This is a genomic window from Niveispirillum sp. CC-CTL257 (assembly GCF_059489915.1).
The window spans coordinates 465,599-484,847 of the sequence record NZ_JCAJXE010000003.1; the positions used below are offsets into that span (position 1 = coordinate 465,599).

The following is a 19,249-nucleotide window of genomic DNA, read 5'->3' on the forward strand; positions in this document are numbered from 1 at the left end:
GGGGGTGGAGAAGGCAGGTAGTTGGGACAGCCCCGGATCAGAAATTGACCCGGGCGGAGGCGCCGAAATAACGCTCGGCGTCGCGCGGGGTGATCTGGCGCATGAAGGCGGTGCCGTTCGGAATACGCAGGATCACATACTGCTTGTCGGTGATGTTCTTGGCGATCAGCGACACACGATACATGTCATCGTCCGACGTCCAGGCCAGCACGGCATCCCAGGTGGAATAGCCGCTCTGGACAGCGTTGGGGTTCTGGTTGATGTCGAAGCCCAGCTTGGACGTGAACTGCACCGTGTTGGACAGGTTCAGATCGCCATTGGGCAACTCGACGGGCAGACGCCAATCGGCGGTGACCGATCCCTTCCACTTGGCGGAGAAGGGCAGCTGCTTGCCATTGATGGCGTCGGCGCAGGTGGGGTTGGTGGTTGGGCATTTGAACTTGTCGATGCGCGCCTTGGTGTAGGAAACGCCGCCATTGAACTCCAGGTCGCGGCTGGCGGCCCAGGTAAAGTCGGCTTCCAGACCGCGGGTCGACACCGAACCGGCATTGGTCAGGCGGGTCACCACCTGTCCGGCCACCAGCTCCAGGTTGTTGGCCTGATATCCGTCATAGATGGTCTTGAAGGCCGCCAGGTTCAGCATCAGACCCGCCTCGGGGAAGCGGGTCTTCAGGCCGGCCTCATAGGCGTTGGACGTTTCCTCGGAGATGGGCAGCGTGTCGGTGGCCACCATGTTGAAGAAGACGTTGAGCGCCGGACCCTTATAGCCACGGGTATAAGTGGCATATCCGATGATGTCGTCGGCGAAATCATACTGGATGCCGGCATTGCCGGAGATGCCGTCCTGCTTGGTGGAACCGGTGGCCGCGAAAAAGGGGCGGACGCCCGGGAAGGCGGCGGTGGAGGTGGAGCGGCGTTCGAAATCAAAGGACACCTTGTCCTCCGTATAGCGTCCGCCCAGGATGGCCCGGAAATCATCCGTGAAATTCACGGTCGCCTGACCGAAGGCGGCGTAGTTCTTCAGCTTGGTCGTGAAATCGGCATTGCCTTCATTGGTGGTGAAGGTCGATGCGCCGGCCCGGCAGGGCAGCAGCCCGTTCACCGCCGCCAGCGTGGTGGCGGTACAGGCCGTGACGGTACGGTTGAAGAAATCCACTTCCTTGGTGGTGTAGTAGTACAGGCCTGCGACGTAATCGATGAAGTTCTGCCCCGTGGAGGCGACGCGCAGTTCCTGCGTAAACTGGTCAAAGCTCAGATCACCCCGGTCATGCGAACGGACATCGCTGGCCGCCGCACCGGTCGCCACATAAAGCGGCGAGTCAGAGCGGAAGTCGCCGTCACGCTGCTGGTAATTGTACCAGTGGCGATAGGCGGTGATGGAGGTGATGGACGCACTGCCCAGATCGATATCGGCCTGCAAGGAGACGCCGGAATTCTTATCCCGCGTCTTGGGGTCCAGATCGTTATCGATATCCTTGTTCTTCGCCCCCGGCGTCAGCGGGGCCAGCGACGGCTTAAAGATCTGGTCCTGATAGGCACCGGGGAAAACCGTACCGATACTGTCGGCATAGCCATTGTCGTTGCCCTTGGCATAATCGGCGATGGCCGTGAAGGTCACATTCTCCGTGGCGTCCAGCACCAGCTTCATGCGGGCGCCATAGCGTTCATAGCCATTGACGTCATGGCCATTGAACACGTTCTTGCCGTTTCCATCGAAATGGCTAAAGAAACCCGTGACCAGACCGGACAGCTTGTCCGATATGGGGCCGGAGACGCCGGCCTTCAGACGGTATTCGTTGCCCTCATAATATGACGCCTCGGCAAAGCCCTTGGGCGTGGAGGCAGGGGAGCGGGTGGTGATGTTCACCACGCCGGCTGATGCGTTCTTGCCGAAAATCGATCCCTGCGGACCGCGCAGCACCTCAACCCGTTCCAGGTCCAGGAAGTCGGCCGTCTGCTGCCCGGCACGGGCATAGACGACGCCATCGATGACGGTCGATACCGACGGCTCCACGCCAGACGCGAAGGAGATGGTGCCGACGCCACGGATGGAGATGGCACTGTCCTTGTTCGTGTTGCCCTTGCGGAACGTGATGGTCGGCACGCGCTGGAACAGCTGTTCAGCCGAATTGATATTGGCCTGTTCCAGCTGCTCACCCGTCACGACGCTGATGGCGACGGGCACGTCCTGCAGGTTCTGGACGCGCTTCTGGGCGGTAACAATGATTTCTTCCAGAAGAATGCCGCCGCTGTCCTGGGCCATCGCGGCGCCGGACAGGCCCAAAACCGCCATGGCCGTGCCGGCCGCGAGCCGTGTCAGATGCTTTGCATGCTGCATGTCATTTCCTCCCTGTTCAATTGTCGGCTCCCCTTGTTGGCGGGGTTGCATCATTCCTACCGCATGGTCTTGGGTAAGACAAGAGTTGTATCTTATATAAGAGTTAGAATAGATACTCGTCCAGCCCGAAAATGGGGCGCTGTGACGCCCACAACACGGAAGAAGGAACCCCGGAAATGCCGATTTCCCACCCGCTGCTGCGTCAGCAATGCCTCATCGACGGTGCATGGCAGGATGCCATGGACAGCGCCAGTATCGCTGTTTCCAATCCATCAACAGGTGATGTGCTGGGCTCAATACCGCGCGGCGGGCGGGCGGAGACAAAGGCCGCGATCAATGCGGCCCACCGCGCATTTCAGGATTGGCGCACCTGGACGGCGGCCGACCGCGCCAATCTGATGATGAAGCTGCATGACGCTATCATGGCCAACAAGGCGGAACTGGGCCGTTTGCTGACCCTGGAAATGGGCAAGCCGCTGGCCGAGGCGGTCGGGGAGGTGACCTTGGGTGCCGCCTATATCCGCTGGTTCGCGGAGGAGGCGCGGCGCGTCTATGGCGATGTCATCCCGTCCCCCTGGAAGAACCGCCGCCTGCTGGCCGTGCGGGAACCGGTGGGCGTGGTGGGTGCCATCACGCCCTGGAACTTCCCCAACAGCATGATTGCACGCAAGCTGGGGGCGGCGCTGGCCGCCGGTTGCACCATGGTGGTGAAGCCTGCGACCCAGACGCCCTATTCGGCCTTGGCCATCGGGGTGCTGGCCGAACAGGTGGGGTTCCCGCCCGGCGTGCTGAACATCGTCACCGGTTCGGCGACAGAGATCGCGGCGGAGATGTGTGAGAATCCGCTGCTGCGGAAGATCACCTTCACCGGTTCCACTACCGTGGGCAAGGCGCTGGCGTCCAGGGCCATGGCGCATATGAAGCGGGTTTCCATGGAACTGGGCGGCAATGCGCCCTTCATCGTGTTCGACGATGCTGATCTGGAGGCGGCTGTTGCCGGCGCCATGCTGGCCAAGTTCCGCAATACCGGCCAGACCTGCGTCTGCGCCAACCGCATCCTGGTGCAGGCCGGCATCCATGACGCTTTCGTGGAGCGTATGGCGGCAGCGGTATCAGCCATGAAGGTCGGTGACGGGCTGGAGGACGGGGTGGTCCAGGGTCCCCTGATCGATATGGGCGGTGTACGGAAAATCGAGGAACATATCGCCGACGCCCTGGCCAAGGGCGGGCGCGTGGTGACCGGCGGGGCGCGGCATGCGCGCGGCGGCAGCTTCTTCCAGCCGACCCTGATCGCGGGGGCAACCGCCGATATGCTGGTGGCGCGCGATGAAACCTTCGCCCCCCTGGCCCCCATCTTCCGGTTTGAGACGGAGGCCGATGCCCTGCGCATGGCCAACGACACCGAGTACGGCCTCGCGTCCTACGTCTATACACGGGACCTGGGCCGCGCCTTCCGGATGATGGAAGGGCTGGATTACGGTCTGGTCGGCGTCAATGAAGGGTTGATCACCACAGAGGTGGCACCCTTTGGCGGGCATAAGGAATCCGGTGTTGGCGTGGAGGGTTCCCGTCACGGCATTGATGATTACACGACGTTGAAATATGCCTGCATCGGAGGGTTGGGTTAAAATCGCGGTGGCGGGGCAGGCCATGGAGCTCTCTGCCCCGCCAACGGTCCCAAAACCCTTGATGAAATCCTTCAGAACTGTTTTATCTTATATAAGTCTCACCGATGCAGCACAGGATGCCTCCACCGCATGGAAGCCCCCGGTTACCGCCCCCTTTATCGACAAGTGTACGACATCATTGTCAACAAGGTGGCAGAGGGTGTCTGGCGGCCGGGCGAAGCCATCCCCAGCGAACACGCGCTGGCCCGTGAACTGGGCGTCAGCCAGGGCACCATGCGCAAGGTGCTGGACGCGCTGACGGCGGAAAAGCTGCTGGTCCGGCATCAGGGCAAGGGGACCTTCATCGCGGAAAATACCCAGGAACGGTCGCTGTTCCGCTTCTTCCGCATGGTGCGCCCCGGCGGGGAGCGTGTCACCCCGACCATGGGCGAACAGAGCGTGCGGGTCCGCGTGGCGCGCGTGGCCGATCAGCAGAAGCTGGATCTTGCCAAGGGTGCCAAGGTGGTGGAGATCAACCGCGTCCGCCTGGTCGATGGCAAGCCGACCATCCGCGAAACCATCATCCTGCCCTCGGCCTTGTTCCCGAAGATCGAGGACCGGATGCCGCTGCCAAACACGCTCTATTCACTTTATCAGACCGATTTTGGCATCAATATTGTCTCTGCGAACGAGGAACTGCGGGCCGACCTGTCGACACCGGACGACCAGCGCCTGCTGAATGCACCCGCCGGTGCATCGATCCTGTGTATCGACCGTGTGGCCCTGTCCCTCCAGGACCGCCGCGTCGAATGGCGCCTCAGCCGCGTCTACGCCCGCGACCTCACCTATTCGGTCACGTTGAGCTGACCTGTACCCTGTAAACCCCCGCCAGGGCCGTGAACTCGGCCACCTGCTTGTCGATCCATTCGGCGTCCCGGCCCAGCTCCGCGGCCAGGACCGCTGCCACCGCCGGTGCGGCGGCTACGGCGGCATCGGCATTGAGCAGCAGGGCGCGGGTGCGGCGGGACAGGACATCCTCCACCGTGCGGGCCATCAGGTGGCGGGCGGCATAGGCGGCCTCGCCCAACGCGTAGGGCAGGTCGGGATGCATGGGTGCTTCCCAGCCCTTCTGTTCAGCCAGAACCGCGCGCACCTTGGGTGCGTCGGCGCCATAGGCGGCCAGCGGGTCGTTGGCGTCGATGCGCTCGCGCGGGGTCCAGCCATGCAGGCGCAGGTCCTTCGTGGAGCATGGCGCGGTGGTAAGGCTGCCGGCCTTGGCAGCGGCATCGACCGTCTGTTCGGCCATCTCGCGATAGGTGGTCCATTTACCGCCGGTGATGGTCACCAGCCCGCTGTCCGACACCATCAGCACATGGTCGCGCGGCACGGCGGACGTGCCTGATGTGCCCTTCACCTTCACCAGCGGGCGGATGCCGGTAAAGACCGACAGTACGTCCGACCGGGCCGGCGCGCGGGTCAGGTAGTGGGCAGCATGGTCCAGCAGGAACTGGATTTCTTCCTCCAGCGCGCGCGGCTCCATGCTGGCGGTTTCGATGGGCGTGTCGGTGGTGCCGATCACGGTCCGGCCCAGCCAGGGCAGCACGAACAGCACGCGGCCATCATCGGTCTTGGGGATCAGGATAGCGTCATCGCTGGAAAGGAACCCCGGGTCCAGCACCAGATGGATACCCTGGCTGAGCGACAATCCCTCGGCCAGATCGGGCCGGTCCATGTGCCGGATCTCATCCATGAAAATCCCGGCGGCATTAACCACGGCCCTGGCCTGGATGCGGTAATCCGTGCCCGTTTCCATGTCCTTGGCGGTCACGCCCGCGATGCGGCCTTCCGCCTTCAGCAGGCCCGTGACGCGGACATAGTTCAGCAGGGTGGCGCCATGATCGGCGGCGCTGGCCGCGATGGTGAGGGCCAGTCGGCTGTCATCAAACTGCCCGTCATAATAATGGATGCCGCCCACCAGACCGTCGGTCTTGACCGTCGGCAGCCGCCGCATCACCTCGCCCCGCGACAACAGCCGCGACCGGCCAAGGCCCAGTTTCCCGGCCAGCAGATCATAGGCGAACAGGCCCGCGCCATAGAACGCCATGTCCCACCAGCGATAGCAAGGCACGACGAACCCCTGCCGCCGCGTCACCTGCGGCGCATTGGCCAGCAGCCGACCGCGTTCATGCAGGGCGTGGCGGACCAGGGGAATGTTCCCCTGCGCCAGATAGCGCACGCCGCCATGCACCAGCTTGGTGGCGCGCGAGGAGGTGCCCTTGGCGAAATCATGCCCCTCCAGGAGAAGCGTGCGATACCCGCGCGCGGCGGCGTCCAGCGCCGTGCCCAGGCCCGTGGCCCCACCGCCGATGATCACCAGATCCCAGGGCGTACCATCCGCCAGGGCCGCGATGCCGCCCGCCCGGTCCAATCCGTTCGTCATGCCGCCCATCCGCGGGATTTCTCCACGGCCCTTGTCCATTGTGTGTAAAGCCGCTCGCGCTCGGCGGCGCTCATGCCCGGTTCAAACCGGCGGGCCAGTTTCCAGGTGGCGCGAATCTCATCCCGGTCCTGCCACATGCCGGTGGCCAGCCCCGCCAGATAGGCCGCCCCCAGGGCCGTCGTCTCCGACACGCGCGGCACCTCCACGGGCACGCCCAGAAGGTCGGCCTGGAACTGCATCAGGAAACTGTTGCCCACGGCCCCGCCATCGGCGCGCAGCTCGGTCAGCGCGATGCCCGTCTGCGCCTCGATGGCGCGGGTGACGTCGCGGGTCTGATAGGCCATGGCCTCCAATGCCGCCCGCGCCAGATGCGCCCGGCCCGTGCCACGTGTCAGCCCGGCGATCAGGCCTCTAGCATAGGGGTCCCAATGTGGGGCGCCCAGCCCGGTGAGGGCGGGCACGAAATAGACCCCGTCATTCTGCGGGATGGAGCGGGCCAGTTCCTCCGTCTCCGCCGCCGCCGCGATCAGGCCCAACCCGTCGCGCAGCCATTGCACGGCAGCACCCGTCACAAAAATTGCGCCTTCCAGCGCATATTCCAGTGGTTGATCCCCGATGCGCCAGGCCACCGTGGACAGAAGCGGGCCGGGATCGCGCAGCGTACTGCGACCGGTATGCATCAACAGGAAGGACCCGGTGCCATAGGTATTCTTGGCCAGACCCGGCCCGTGGCAGGCCTGCCCGAACAGGGCCGCCTGCTGATCCCCCGCCACACCGGCGATGGGAATGCCGCCGGCACCTAAGAACCCGTCCGCCGTGGTATGGCCCAGCACGGCGGAGGATGATCGCACCTCTGGCAATCCCCGCGCCGGCACATCCATCAGGGACAGCAGCTCATCATCCCAGACACCGGCATGAATATCGTAAAGCTGTGTGCGGGCCGCATTCGACGGGTCGGTGACATGGGCGGCCCCGCCCGTCAGGTTCCAGATCAGCCAGGTATCGATGGTGCCGAACAGGATGTCGCCCGCCTCCGCCCCCGCCCGCAGGCCCGGTACATTCTCCAGCAGCCAGCGCAGCTTGGTGCCCGAAAAATAGGGATCGATGACCAGACCGGTCCTGGCGCGCACCATCTCCGTCACGCCCGTGCGCGACCGCAGATCATCACAGAAACCGGCGGTGCGCCGGTCCTGCCAGACGATAGCGCGGTGCGCCGGCTCCCCCGTATGCCGGTTCCAGGCCAGTACCGTCTCGCGCTGGTTGGTGATGCCGATGGCCCGCAAATCCCGGGCCGACAACCCGGCCGACGCCAGCGCACGACCCGCCGTCTCCAGCGTCACCCGCCAGATCTCCGCCGCGTCATGCTCAACCCAGCCCGCACGCGGATAAAACTGCGTAAACTCCGCATAGGCGCGGCCAACAATATGTGTTTCGCGGTCAAAGATAAGGACGGTCGTTCCCGTCGTCCCCTGGTCAATCGCCAGAATGTGGTCGGTCATGGTTGATCCTCCCCTGTCGCCGGTCCCTTATACGCTTAACTTACCGTTTCTTCCCGCAGGGTCTTGCGCGCCATCCAGAACAGGGTGGAGGCCAGGAACCCGAACAGGGTAAAGATCACCAGCGACCAGCGCACCCCCTCCGCCTTGCCCAGGCCCATCGGCCCGCTCAATAGGTCGGAGATGGCCCCAACCCCCAGCGGTCCCAGACCCAGCCCGACCAGATTGATGATCAGCAGCAGCATGGCCGTGGCGGTGGCCCGCGTCTGCGGCCGCACCAGCCCCTGCACCGCCGCATAGCCCGGCCCGTACCACAGCGTGTTCAGCACGGGCGGAAAGGCCAGCATGATCAGGGCGAGAGTCGTATCATCCACCGTCAGTCCGACCATGTAGAAAGGGATGCCCAGCGCTGTTGAGACGGCAGGGATGGACATGTAGGCGCGCAAATCCTTGGCCCCATGTTTGTCCGCCAGGAAGCCGCCCAGCCAGGTGCCGACCGCCCCCGTCAGTCCCAGGATCAAACCCAGGGCCACGCCCAGAAAACCTGCCACACCCAGCCCGAAGGCTTCCGCCATCTCTGCCAATGGGGCGGCATGGTTGCGGAAGAAGAAGGGACCCAGGAAGGAGGCAGCACCATAGCCGATAAAGGCCTTGATGGCGGCCCCGAAGGCGATCAGCCAGAAAGCACGCTTGCCCTTCAGCTCTACCAGTGCCTCGCGCAGGCTGGGTGCCGATGCGCGCCGGGCGGCAAGGTCGGCAGCCAGCATCTGCCGGCGCGGTTCGCGCAGGGTCAGGGCGGCGATAATGGCCATCATGATGCCGGGTGCCCCCGCCACCAGAAAAGCTGTGCGCCAGCCCCAGGCATCACCGATCAGACCGCCCAGCACCATCCCGAACAGCCCGCCCAACGGCGTACCCAGCGAATAAAAGGCCAGGGCAGAGGCGCGGCGTTCGCGCGGCGTGTAATCGCTGATCAGGGAATGGGCGGGCGGGGTGCATCCGGCCTCTCCCACGCCAACGCCGACACGGCACAGCACCAGTTGTACGAAGCTCTGTGCCATGCCGCACAGCATGGTGAAGCCGCTCCACGTCCCCACCGCCGCCGCGATGATCAGGGGCCGGTTGCCGCGTTCGGCGACCCGCGCGATGGGAATGCCCAGGAACGTATAGAACAGGGCAAAGGCCAGCCCCGTCATCACGCCCAGCTGCCAATCCGCCAGATGCAGTTCCTGGCGGATGGGTTCAGCCAGGATGGCGACGATCTGCCGGTCCAGGAAGTTCAGGATATAGATGATCAGCAGCACCCAAAGCGCGTAGCGCCGATACCCGTCGCTGACGGGCGGGGGCCCGGCCTGTTGGCTCTGCTGCACGTTCCTGCCTCCCGATGATTTTTATTTGTATCGTTATGTCAAAGTTCAGCCGACCAGCTCGATCCAGCCCAGCACGAACAAAGCGATGAAGGCGGTTTCCGCGACCACCATGGCGATGGCGGCGCGGCCGACCTCCATGATGTCCTTGGCCGATGTCTTCATGCCCAGTGCCGCGACGGAGATCAGCAGCAGCCAGCGCGACAGCTCCGTCAGGACCGACGTGACAGGCCCCGGCACCCAGCCCATGCCGTTCAGGAAGGCCAGCACGACAAACCCGATCAGAAAGCCGGGCAGGGGCGTCACCTTGGCCTCTCCATCATCGGCGGTGCGCCGGCGGGCGGCCAGCAGGGTGATGGCGACGACGACGGGCAGCAGCATGGCGACCCGCATCAGCTTCACTACCGTCGCCGTATCGCCGGCCTGCGGCGATTGGCTGTATCCCGCCCCCACCACCTGCGCCACATCATGGATGGAGCCGCCGAAGAAACGCCCCGCCTGTACCGCATCCAGGCCCAGCCAGCCACCGATGGCCGGATAGGCCAGCATCGCCATGGTCGACAGGCTGGTGATGCAGGCGATGATGACGACGGTATCGCGCTCTCCCTCCTTGCGCGGCCAGGCGGCAGCGATGGCCATGGCGGCAGATGCACCGCAGATACCCACGGCCCCGCCCGACAGCACCCCGAACCGCCCGCCGACCCCTGTCAGTTTTGACAAAGCCCAGCCGAAACCGATGGTCAGCGGCACCGCGCAGACCACCATGGCCGCCGTGGACCAGCCCAAGTCCCCCACCTGCGCGAAGGTGATGCGCAGTCCCAGCAGCGCCACCGACAGGCGCAGCAGGGTGCGGGCAGACAAGGCGATACCGGGCGCATAGCGCGGCTCCCCCGGCAACGTGTTCAGCGCCATGCCCAGCAGCAGGGCGAAGACCATCGACGGCGCGTTGTAATGGTCGGACAGGTAGGTGGCCGCCAGTGCCACGACGATGGTGGCGATCAGGCCCGGCAGGACGCCCCGCGCCCATTCCAGCCGGTTACCGGGGGCCGGGGCGGCGGCAAGGCTCATACCCCCAACTCCTCCAGCACCGCACGCGCTGTCACTTCACTGACGCGCGCATTGCTTTCGTCGGTGACGCCGGCAATATGGGGGGTGAGGATCAGGTTGGGCACATCCTTGAACAGGGCACCCGATGCCGACGTGACCGGCTCGGTCGCGAACACGTCCAATGCCGCCCCGCCCAGCTTTCCGGCTTTCAGTGCGGCGCACAGGGCTGCTTCATCCACCACACCGCCGCGCGCGGCATTGATCAGGATCGCATCCTTCTTCATGCGCGCCAGGGCGGCTTCGTTGATGATGTTGGTGGTGGACGGGGTGAGGGGAACATGCAGGCTGACCACATCGGACGTGGCCAGCAGGGTTTCCAGCGACTGCCGCTCCACCTGCACCCAGGCCGGATGCTTTTCCGGCAGATGCGGATCATAGGCGGCGACCGAGAAACCCAGGCCACGCGCCTTCTGCGCCGTCAGCCGGGCGATGGCGCCATAGCCGACCAGACCCAGCCGCTTGCCCGCCGCTTCCCGTCCCATCAGGTCGGTACGCGGCCACTCGCCCGCCGCCACGCGGGCAGAGGCGAACCAGGACCGGCGCAGCAGCATCAGCGCCGCCGTGATGACATATTCCGCGACCGCCAGATCATTGGCACCCGTGGCCGGGCGTACCGTGATGTTGCGGGCGGCACAGGCGGCCATGTCGATATTGTCCAACCCCACACCCAGCCGCCCCACGACCTTCAGCTTCGGTGCCTGATCCAACAGGGCCTGACGCACCTGCGTGCGGTTGCGCACCACCAGCGCGCGGGCATCGGTCAGGGCGGCGGCCAGTTTTTCAGGCTGATCCACCAGCTTGGGATCATAGAGGACGTCATGGCCGGCCAGCACATTGGCGATGGCATCCTCGTCCATGAATTCCGTGATGACGATGTCAGGCATCTTCGCCTCGTGTTCGGGTAATCCCCGTGTCAATCCAATTGCGTAGTGCGGATTAGGCAAAGCCGTAATCCGCGGAAACCCAAGTGCCGCTGCTCCGCGGATTACGCTTCGCTAATCCGCGCTACACCAGCCCCAAAATCTCCGCATGCAGCACCGCCGGAATGGTCACCCCATCCGCCGCCGCCTTCTGCCGCAGCGCCAGCCGCCGGTCACCCGGCAAGCGGGCCGGGGCCTCGCCAGCCACTGTCAGCAGCAGATGCGCCATATGTGCGGCATAGCCATCGCCACCGAACCGCGCCGGGTCCAGCACGATCAGCAACTGCCCCAGGTCGGGCGGGCCACCATCGCCATCGAAGAAGCCGCTGGCATTCCAACCGAAATTGCCGCCGACCAGGGCCGCACAGATCACTTCGATCATCAGGGCCAGCGCCGCACCCTTCGCCCCGCCGATAGGCAGCAGCGAGCCGCCCAACGCCGCCTTGGCGTCCGTGGTCGGGTTGCCATCGGCATCCAGTGCCCAGCCCTCGGGGATGGGCTTACCCGCCTTCGATGCCGCCATGATCTTGCCGCGTGCTGCCACCGACAGGGCCATGTCAATGACCAGCGGTGCCCGGCCCGGCACCGGGGCGGCAAAGGCGATGGGGTTGGTGCCCATCAGCGACCGCCGCCCGCCCAGCAGGGCCATGGCGGCGGGCGTATTGGCGAAGGCAAAGGCTACCAGCCCCTGTTCCGCCAGCCGTTCGACATGCCGCCCGGCCTGTCCGAAATGGTGGGAACGGTGGATGGCCGCCGCCGCGACGCCGGTCCTCGCCACCAGCGGCAACAGCCGTTCAATGGCCAGATCGACGGCGGGATAGGCGAAACCGTGGCCCGCATCAATGCGGACCCCGGCCTCTCCCGCCGCGACGGCCACAGGCACGGCATTGCCATCCACCTTTCCGACCCGCGCATGCAGCGTGTAGGAGGGGACGCGGGACATTCCGTGCCCGGCCTGCCCATCCACTTCCGCCGCCACCAGCGCGGATGCCGTTGCCGCCGCACTGGCCGGGGCGACGCCGGCCTTGACCAACGCCCCCATGGCCAGACTGTGGGCTTCTTCCAGGCTGAGCGTGACCGTGCTCATGCCGACCGGTACAGCTTGGTCATCACGAACTCCTTGTGCCCCAGCGCTTCCGCCGCTGTCAGGCGACCGTTGGAGGTCCGGGCAATCATGTCGATCAGGGCGTCGCCCGCCTGATCGATGGTCATATCACGGCGCACGATGCCGGACACGTCCACGTCCACATGCTCGCTCATCAACCGGACCGTGCGCGGGTTGCCGGTGATCTTGATGACGGGCATGATCGGGTTGCCGATGACATTGCCCTGGCCCGTGGGGAAGCAATGGACGACATAGCCGGCGGCGGCCTGCAAGGTGCAGCATTCGGCGGCAGCGGAAGACGTGTCCATGAAGTACAGACCCGGCCCCTTGGCTGGTGCCTCCGCCGGTTCCAGCACGTCGATAAAGCTGGTCTTCTTGCCGATCTTCTCCAGGTTGCCCAGGGCCTTTTCCTCGATCGTCGTCAGGCCGCCGGCAATGTTGCCCTTGGTCGGCTGGCTGTCGGACAGGTCGGAGGTCTTGTGCGCCTCGATCACGTCATCCTGGTAGGATTGCCAGGTCTTCATGAACTTGGCGGCGACTTCCGGGTTGGCGGCACGGGCGGCGGCCAGATGCTCGGCCCCCGTCAGTTCCGACGTTTCGCCAAAGCAGCCATAAAGGCCCAGCTCCACCATCTTGTCATACATATTGCCGACGGTGGGACAGGAGGCCAGACCCGTGGTCGTGTCGCTTTCCCCGCACTTGGCGGCGACCCACACCTCCGACAGGGGACATTCGGTGCGTACCCGTTCAGAGGCCCATTGGGAGAATTCCTTGGCCTTGCGCGATGCGGCGGCGACGGTGGCGATGTCGCCATTGCCTTCAATCCAGAAACCGGCAACCGGCTTGCCCGTAGCAGCGATGCCGTCCACCACCTTCTGGGTCCAGCCTTCCTCAATCCCGATCACGACACAGGCCGCGACATTGGGATTGGCGCCGGTACCGATGATGGTGCGGAAATGCAGGTCCAGGTCGGCGCCGAACTGCAAACGGCCATAGGAGTGGGGCAGGGCGATGGTGCCCTGGATATGGGCGGCCACGGCCTCGCACGCCGCGTTGGAGATATCGTCCAGCGGCAGGATGGCGACATGGTTGCGCACACCGACGCGGCCATTTTCGCGGCGATAGCCCCAGATCTTGAGATCAGCGTAATTCATGATCCGGGTTCCCTTACCAGCGCTTGGTTTTCAGATTGTGGGTATGGACATGGGCGCCCTTGGCGATGGGCTGCACCACCTTGCCGATATCCTCGCCATATTTGGTGACGGTATCGCCGACCGCGAAGTCGCGCAGCGCCACCTTGTGTCCGATCTGCACGTCCTGGTTCACGACCGTGCGGAACTCGCTGTTATCCTCGGTCACGACGCACAGCATATCGGTGCCGGCTTTCAACCCCTCCACAACGACGACGCCGACATTGTCGCGCCGGTCATGGACCAGAAGATGTGGTGCGCCCACTTGGAGCCTCCCTTTGTTTGTTGGAAGTCTGAAGTCTTATATAAGACACATAAGCTCACAACGTTCGGCTCTTGGCAAGATGGGTTTTTAATGAATTTCAGGAATGGCGGTATTCCGCCGATTTTCGCATTGACTTTGCCCTGGAAAGCGTCCCTTCTGTCAGCGGTCTTATATAAGAGCTGGTGACATGACCAACCCGCCATCCGACCCGAAACGCCCCCTGCGCAGCGCCCGCTGGTTCGCGTCCCCCGATATGCGCGGCTTCGCGCACCGGCAGCGGACGCAGCAGATGGGATTGCGACGGGAGGAGTTCATGGACCGCCCGGTGATCGCCATCGTGAACACCTGGAGCGAGATGAGCCCCTGTCACATCCATCTGCGCGATGTGGCGGAGGCGGTGAAGCGCGGGGTGCTGCGGGCCGGTGGCTATCCGGTGGAACTGCCGGCCTTGAGCGTGGGGGAGGTGATGGTGAAGCCCACCACCATGCTCTACCGCAACTTCCTGGCCATGGAGGTGGAGGAACTTCTGCGCTCCCACCCCATTGACGGGGCGGTTCTGCTGGGCGGGTGCGACAAGTCCACGCCAGGGCTGCTGATGGGCGCGATCAGTGCCGGGCTGCCCGCGATCTATTGCCCCGCTGGCCCCATGGCCAATGGGCAATGGCGCGGAACCAAGACGGGGGCGGGCACCCATACCAAGAAATATTGGGATGAGCTGCGGGCGGGAAACATCACGCCGGCCGACTGGCTGGACCTGGAATCGCGGATGACGCGGTCCATCGGCACCTGCAACACTATGGGCACGGCATCGACCATGACGGGGATCGCCGATGCCATGGGCATGACCCTGCCCGGTGCCTCCTCCATCCCCGCCGTGGATAGCGGCCATCGCCGCATGGCGTCGCTGTGCGGGGAACGGATCGTGGCGATGGTGGCCGACGATCTGACGCCGCAGAAGATCCTGACCCGCGATGCCTTCCTGAATGGGGTCACCGCCTATATGGCGCTGGGTGGGTCCACCAATGCCGCCGTGCATATGATGGCCATGGCCGGTCGTGCCGGTGTGGCGCTGTCGCTGGATGATCTGGCCGCCGCCGCGCGGTGCATCCCCGTCTGCGCCAACCTGTTCCCGTCGGGCAATGCCCTGATGGAGGATTTTTTCTTCGCGGGCGGCATGCGGGCGCTCTTGTGGAAGCTGCGGGACCACCTGTCGCTAGATTGCCTGACGGTGACGGGCCGAACCCTGGGGCAGGAGATTGCGGACGCCGAATGTTACGATGATAATGTCATCCGCGATGCGCCCAACCCCGTCGTGCCGCTGGAACGGGGGGCCACGCTGGCGCTGCTGCGCGGCAATCTCTGCCCTGATGGCGCGGTAATGAAATCCAGCGCCGCCGATCCCCGCCTGCTGCGCCATACGGGCCGGGCCATTGTCTTCGACAGCAATGAACAGATGCTGGCCGTCATCGATGACCCTGACCTGGATGTCGATGCCGACAGCGTCATCATCCTGCGCAATGGTGGCCCGGTGGGCGCACCCGGCATGCCGGAATGGGGCAACCTGCCCATCCCGAAAAAGCTGCTGGCCCAGGGGGTGCGCGACATGGTGCGCATTTCCGATGCGCGCATGTCGGGCACCCATTACGGTGCCTGCATCGTGCATGCGGCACCGGAGGCGGCGGTGGGCGGCCCCCTGGCCCTGGTGCGGACGGGTGACCTGATCCGGCTGGACGCCGTCGCCGGCACGCTGGACATGCTGGTGGATGATGACGAACTGGCTCGCCGCCGTGCCGCCTGGATCCCGCCCGCCAATCTCTATGAACGCTCCTACGCGGCCCTGTACAAGGCGCATGTGACCCAGGCGCCGCTGGGCTGCGACTTCGATTTCCTGGCCGGCACCGCCAAGGTGCCGGAACCGCCGATCTATTGAGGGACCTGATGCACGAACCCCTGAACCCGCTGAAGCGGCAATTGGCCGACACCTCCCGTCTGCTGACGGGCACCTGGCTGATGTCGGGCGCGCCCAGCACGGCGGAAGCGATGGGCCATTGCGGCTTCGACTTCCTGGTCGTGGATATGGAGCATGTGCCCATCGAAATGCCGGATCTGGCCAACCTGCTGCGCGCCATAGAATGCACGCCGGCGCAGGCCATTGTGCGGCTGGCCTGGAATGATCAGGTGCTGGTGAAGCGCGTGATGGATGCCGGTGCCCGCACCGTGATGCTGCCCTTTGTGGAGACTGCGGAGGAAGCGCGGGCCGCCGTGTCCTACACCCGCTATCCGCCCGATGGGGTGCGCGGCGTGGCGGCGGTGCATCGCGGCTCGCGCTATGGCCGGGTGCCGGACTATCTGAAGCGCGCCAATGACGAGGTTGCGGTCATCGTGCAGCTGGAAACGCCGGGGGCCGTGTCGCGGGTGGCGGAAATCGCGGCCGTTCCCGGTGTCGATGCCCTGTTCCTGGGGCCGGGCGACCTCTCGGCCTCCATGGGTCTAATCGGACAGGTCGGGCATGAAGCGGTGCAGACTAAGATCGCGGAGGCGGCGACCCTGGCCAAACAGGCGGGCAAGCCCATCGGCATTGTCGGTCCCAACCCGGAGATGGTGGGCCGTTTCATCGGCTACGGCTACAGCTTCGCCGCCGTGGCGTCGGATATCGCCATGATGACGGGCCGGGCCGTGGAATGGCAGGCGGCCCTGCGCGGTCAGGCACCGGTGGTCCCGGTCGTGACGGGGCCATACTGAGCATGGCAGCGGTCGTTACCCTGGCGGCAGGCCCCATGCGGGCGGCGGTGGCGCCCGGCACCGGCGGTGCGCTGCTGTCCCTGTCCTGTGGCGGGATCGACATCATGCGGCCCACGCCCGCCGATGCCGTCGCGGAAGGGCAGGTGCGCCGTACCGCCTGCTACCCCATGCTGCCCTATGCCAACCGCATCGCCGATGGCCGTTTCCTGTTCGCGGGGCAATGGCATCAGATTCAGCGCAACACGCCCGACATCGCCCACCCGCTGCATGGGCTGGGCTGGCTGCGCGGCTGGGACGTGGAGGAACAGGGCGACACCCATGTCCGTCTGCGCCTGTCGCATCAGCCGGTGGCGGATGGGCAGGGTGACTGGCCCTATGCCTTTACGGCGCGCATGGAATATCGGCTGGACAACACCGGCCTGGAAATCACACTGAACCTGACCAATGACAGTGCCGGCATGGCCCCTGCCGGCATGGGCCTGCACCCGTTCTTCCGGCGCGGAGCCGGGACGATGCTGCGCTTTTCGGCCCTGTCCTATTGGCGTAGCGGGGCCGATGGATTGCCGGAAAAGGTCATCATGCCGCCCGACCCGGATTTCCGCCATGGCAGGCATCTGGATGACAGCGTCGTGGACGGCGATTTCCCCGGCTGGGCAGGCATTGCCCATATGACAGGATCGGCACCGGGCCTGCTGGTCAGCCTGCGCGCCGACCGGATTTTCGGAACCCTGCGTGTCTATACGCCAGCTGACCGCGACTATTTCGCGGTGGAGCCAGTGACCCATGGCGCCAACGCCCTGAACCAGCCGGAATTGCCGCCCATGGCCATCCTGGCCCCCGGCGACAGCCTGTCCGGCCTTGTTCGTATCAATGCGGAGCCTTTGGCATGAGCGATTTCACCCCCGTGCTTCCCCTGCGTACCCGACTGGGCGAATGCCCGGTCTGGGACGGGGGGGCGGGCATCCTGTCATTCGTGGATATCCAGGGCCGGCAGCTTCACCGCTACCACCCTGCCGACGGGACCCTGTCCAGTCTGGACCTGCCTGAACATCCCGGCTGTGTGGTGCCGCTGGCCGGCGGCGGCTATGTCGCGGGAATGCGCACGGGCATCTACCGGCTGGATGCGGATGGGCAGGTAGGGCCGATGCTGGCCGCCAACCCGACCGACCCCGCCGACACCCGGTTCAATGATGGTCGGGTCGATCCGGCGGGTCATCTGATCATCGGCACGATTGATGAGCCGAAATCCGGTTCGCGCGGCGGTCTCTACCGGCTGGAAAAGGGGGGATTGCGACTGCTGTTTAGCGGGTTGCTGACCTCCAACGGTCTGGCCTTCTCCCCCGATGGTCGCACGCTGTACCATTCGGACACCCCGCGCTTCGCCATCCATGCCTATGATTATGATCCGGCCAGCGGTCAGGTCGCCAATAGGCGGCTATTCGCGCAACTGGACCCCGACGCCCCCGACCGGGGTCGCCCCGATGGGGCGGCGGTGGACGACGACGGCTGTTACTGGACCGCCCTTTATGCCGGCGGGCGGGTACAGCGCTATGACCCCGACGGGCGGCTGATGGCGGAATACCGCACCCCCGCCCGCTGCCCCACCATGCCCTGCTTCGGTGGCCCTGACCGCAAGACGCTGTATGTCACCAGCGTCGCCGCCGGCTTTGACGGGCCGATGGATGGCGCGCTGTTCGCCATGCCGGTCGATGTGCCCGGCCTCCCCAATATTCCTTGCAGCCCGGAGAGCCTGCCATGAATGTGCGCTATCACAGCCTGGAGGGCCGGTCCGTCCTGATCACCGGCGGCGCATCCGGCATCGGCGGGGCGATGGTGGAGGCGTTCGCGGCGCAGGGGGCACGGGTCAGCTTCATCGATATCGACGCCAATGCCGGGGCTTCCATGGCGGACCGCACCGGCGCCCGTTTCGTGCCCTGCGACATTACCGATATTGCCGCCCTGCGCGCCGCCATCGCCGAAATTGAACAGGTCAGCGGCGGCATCGACACCCTGATCAACAATGCCGGCAAGGATGACCGGCAGGTGGTGGGGGAGGTGGAGCCCGAAAGCTGGCGGCGCATGCTGGCGCTTAACCTGGATCACCAGTTCTTTGCCAGTCAGGCCGCCGCCCCCGCAATGATGGCGCGTGGGCAGGGTTCCATCATCATGCTGGGCAGCATCTCCTGGATGCGGGGCCGTCCGGGCATGGTCAGCTACACCACGTCAAAGGCCGCCATCAACGGCCTGACCCGGACCCTGGCCCGTGAATATGGACCGGGCGGCGTCCGGGTGAATTGCATCGTGCCGGGTGCCATCCTGACCGACCGGCAGGCGGCCCTCTGGCTGACGCCTGAACTGAACCAGCAATTCATCGACCTGCAGGCCCTGAAATTCCGCCTGACGGCAGACCACGTGGCCCGCATGGCTCTGTTCCTGGCCTCGGACGAAAGTGCCGGCTGCACCGGCGCCAATTTCATGGTCGATGCGGGCCTGACCCAGAACTGAACAGGGCGCTTCACGGATGACGCGCGCAAAACGGCCGGGGATATCCCCGGCCGTTTTGCGTTTATGCGACCACCAAAAGCCCATTGTCCTCACCTGACATGTATACTACCATACCAGTTGAGTGGGCGCCTTTTCGGTCAAAAATGATAGCGCTACTATATCGTAGA

16 protein-coding genes are annotated in these 19,249 nt (G+C 65.1%); 7 read left to right on the forward strand and 9 right to left on the reverse strand.

Features of this window, described 5'->3' with window-relative positions; genetic code table 11:
- Positions 1–37: 37 nt before the first annotated feature.
- Positions 38–2,338: a TonB-dependent receptor gene (locus ABC729_RS18810; RefSeq protein WP_495609138.1), complete on the reverse strand. Its 2,301-nt coding sequence runs from the start codon at positions 2,336–2,338 to the stop codon at positions 38–40.
- A gap of 176 nt (positions 2,339–2,514) precedes the next feature.
- Between ABC729_RS18810 and ABC729_RS18815 the strand changes: the two genes are divergently transcribed.
- Together ABC729_RS18815 and ABC729_RS18820 are read left to right on the forward strand one after the other, a co-directional pair.
- Positions 2,515–3,966, forward strand: coding sequence for an NAD-dependent succinate-semialdehyde dehydrogenase (locus ABC729_RS18815; RefSeq protein WP_495609139.1), 1,452 nt, complete (start codon positions 2,515–2,517; stop codon positions 3,964–3,966).
- 129 nt (positions 3,967–4,095) lie between these two features.
- Complete coding sequence (locus tag ABC729_RS18820) at positions 4,096–4,812, forward strand: GntR family transcriptional regulator (RefSeq protein WP_495609140.1); 717 nt, start codon at positions 4,096–4,098, stop codon at positions 4,810–4,812.
- On the opposite strand, the gene ABC729_RS18825 is transcribed toward ABC729_RS18820, so the two are convergent.
- From ABC729_RS18825 to ABC729_RS18860, 8 genes are all read right to left on the reverse strand, one after another.
- Positions 4,799–6,385, reverse strand: coding sequence for a glycerol-3-phosphate dehydrogenase/oxidase (locus ABC729_RS18825; RefSeq protein ID WP_495609141.1), 1,587 nt, complete (start codon positions 6,383–6,385; stop codon positions 4,799–4,801). The two genes, ABC729_RS18820 and ABC729_RS18825, sit on opposite strands and share 14 nt — an antisense overlap.
- Positions 6,382–7,884: a glycerol kinase GlpK gene (gene glpK / locus ABC729_RS18830; protein ID WP_495609142.1), complete on the reverse strand. Its 1,503-nt coding sequence runs from the start codon at positions 7,882–7,884 to the stop codon at positions 6,382–6,384. Before glpK ends, ABC729_RS18825 begins: the two co-directional genes overlap by 4 nt.
- 35 nt (positions 7,885–7,919) lie before the next feature.
- On the reverse strand, positions 7,920–9,251 hold the full coding sequence (locus tag ABC729_RS18835) for a spinster family MFS transporter (protein WP_495609143.1): 1,332 nt from the start codon (positions 9,249–9,251) through the stop codon (positions 7,920–7,922).
- Positions 9,252–9,296: 45 nt separating this feature from the next.
- Positions 9,297–10,316, reverse strand: a complete 1,020-nt coding sequence (locus tag ABC729_RS18840) for a YeiH family protein (RefSeq protein WP_495609144.1) — start codon at positions 10,314–10,316, stop codon at positions 9,297–9,299.
- Positions 10,313–11,239, reverse strand: coding sequence for a hydroxyacid dehydrogenase (locus ABC729_RS18845; RefSeq protein WP_495609145.1), 927 nt, complete (start codon positions 11,237–11,239; stop codon positions 10,313–10,315). The genes ABC729_RS18840 and ABC729_RS18845 overlap by 4 nt, the downstream gene beginning before the upstream one ends.
- 121 nt (positions 11,240–11,360) lie before the next feature.
- On the reverse strand, positions 11,361–12,362 hold the full coding sequence (locus tag ABC729_RS18850; RefSeq protein ID WP_495609146.1) for an Ldh family oxidoreductase: 1,002 nt from the start codon (positions 12,360–12,362) through the stop codon (positions 11,361–11,363).
- The gene (locus ABC729_RS18855) at positions 12,359–13,534 is read right to left on the reverse strand and encodes a UxaA family hydrolase (protein ID WP_495609147.1); all 1,176 of its coding nucleotides are present in this window, start codon (positions 13,532–13,534) and stop codon (positions 12,359–12,361) included. The genes ABC729_RS18850 and ABC729_RS18855 overlap by 4 nt, the downstream gene beginning before the upstream one ends.
- A 13-nt stretch (positions 13,535–13,547) precedes the next feature.
- Complete coding sequence (locus tag ABC729_RS18860) at positions 13,548–13,835, reverse strand: UxaA family hydrolase (RefSeq protein WP_495609148.1); 288 nt, start codon at positions 13,833–13,835, stop codon at positions 13,548–13,550.
- Between the two features lie 187 nt (positions 13,836–14,022).
- Between ABC729_RS18860 and araD the strand changes: the two genes are divergently transcribed.
- Genes araD through ABC729_RS18885 form a run of 5 tightly spaced genes read left to right on the forward strand, consistent with a single transcriptional unit; the run spans position 14,023 to position 19,082 of the window.
- Positions 14,023–15,765 carry an L-arabinonate dehydratase gene (araD, locus tag ABC729_RS18865; protein WP_495609149.1) on the forward strand — a complete coding sequence of 581 codons (1,743 nt, stop codon included), beginning with the start codon at positions 14,023–14,025 and terminating at the stop codon, positions 15,763–15,765.
- Positions 15,766–15,773: 8 nt separating this feature from the next.
- Complete coding sequence (locus tag ABC729_RS18870) at positions 15,774–16,577, forward strand: HpcH/HpaI aldolase family protein (RefSeq protein ID WP_495609150.1); 804 nt, start codon at positions 15,774–15,776, stop codon at positions 16,575–16,577.
- A gap of 2 nt (positions 16,578–16,579) precedes the next feature.
- On the forward strand, positions 16,580–17,467 hold the full coding sequence (locus ABC729_RS18875; protein WP_495609151.1) for an aldose 1-epimerase: 888 nt from the start codon (positions 16,580–16,582) through the stop codon (positions 17,465–17,467).
- Complete coding sequence (locus tag ABC729_RS18880) at positions 17,464–18,336, forward strand: SMP-30/gluconolactonase/LRE family protein (protein WP_495609152.1); 873 nt, start codon at positions 17,464–17,466, stop codon at positions 18,334–18,336. The genes ABC729_RS18875 and ABC729_RS18880 overlap by 4 nt, the downstream gene beginning before the upstream one ends.
- Positions 18,333–19,082, forward strand: a complete 750-nt coding sequence (locus ABC729_RS18885; RefSeq protein ID WP_495609153.1) for an SDR family NAD(P)-dependent oxidoreductase — start codon at positions 18,333–18,335, stop codon at positions 19,080–19,082. Before ABC729_RS18880 ends, ABC729_RS18885 begins: the two co-directional genes overlap by 4 nt.
- Positions 19,083–19,249 lie beyond the last annotated feature (167 nt).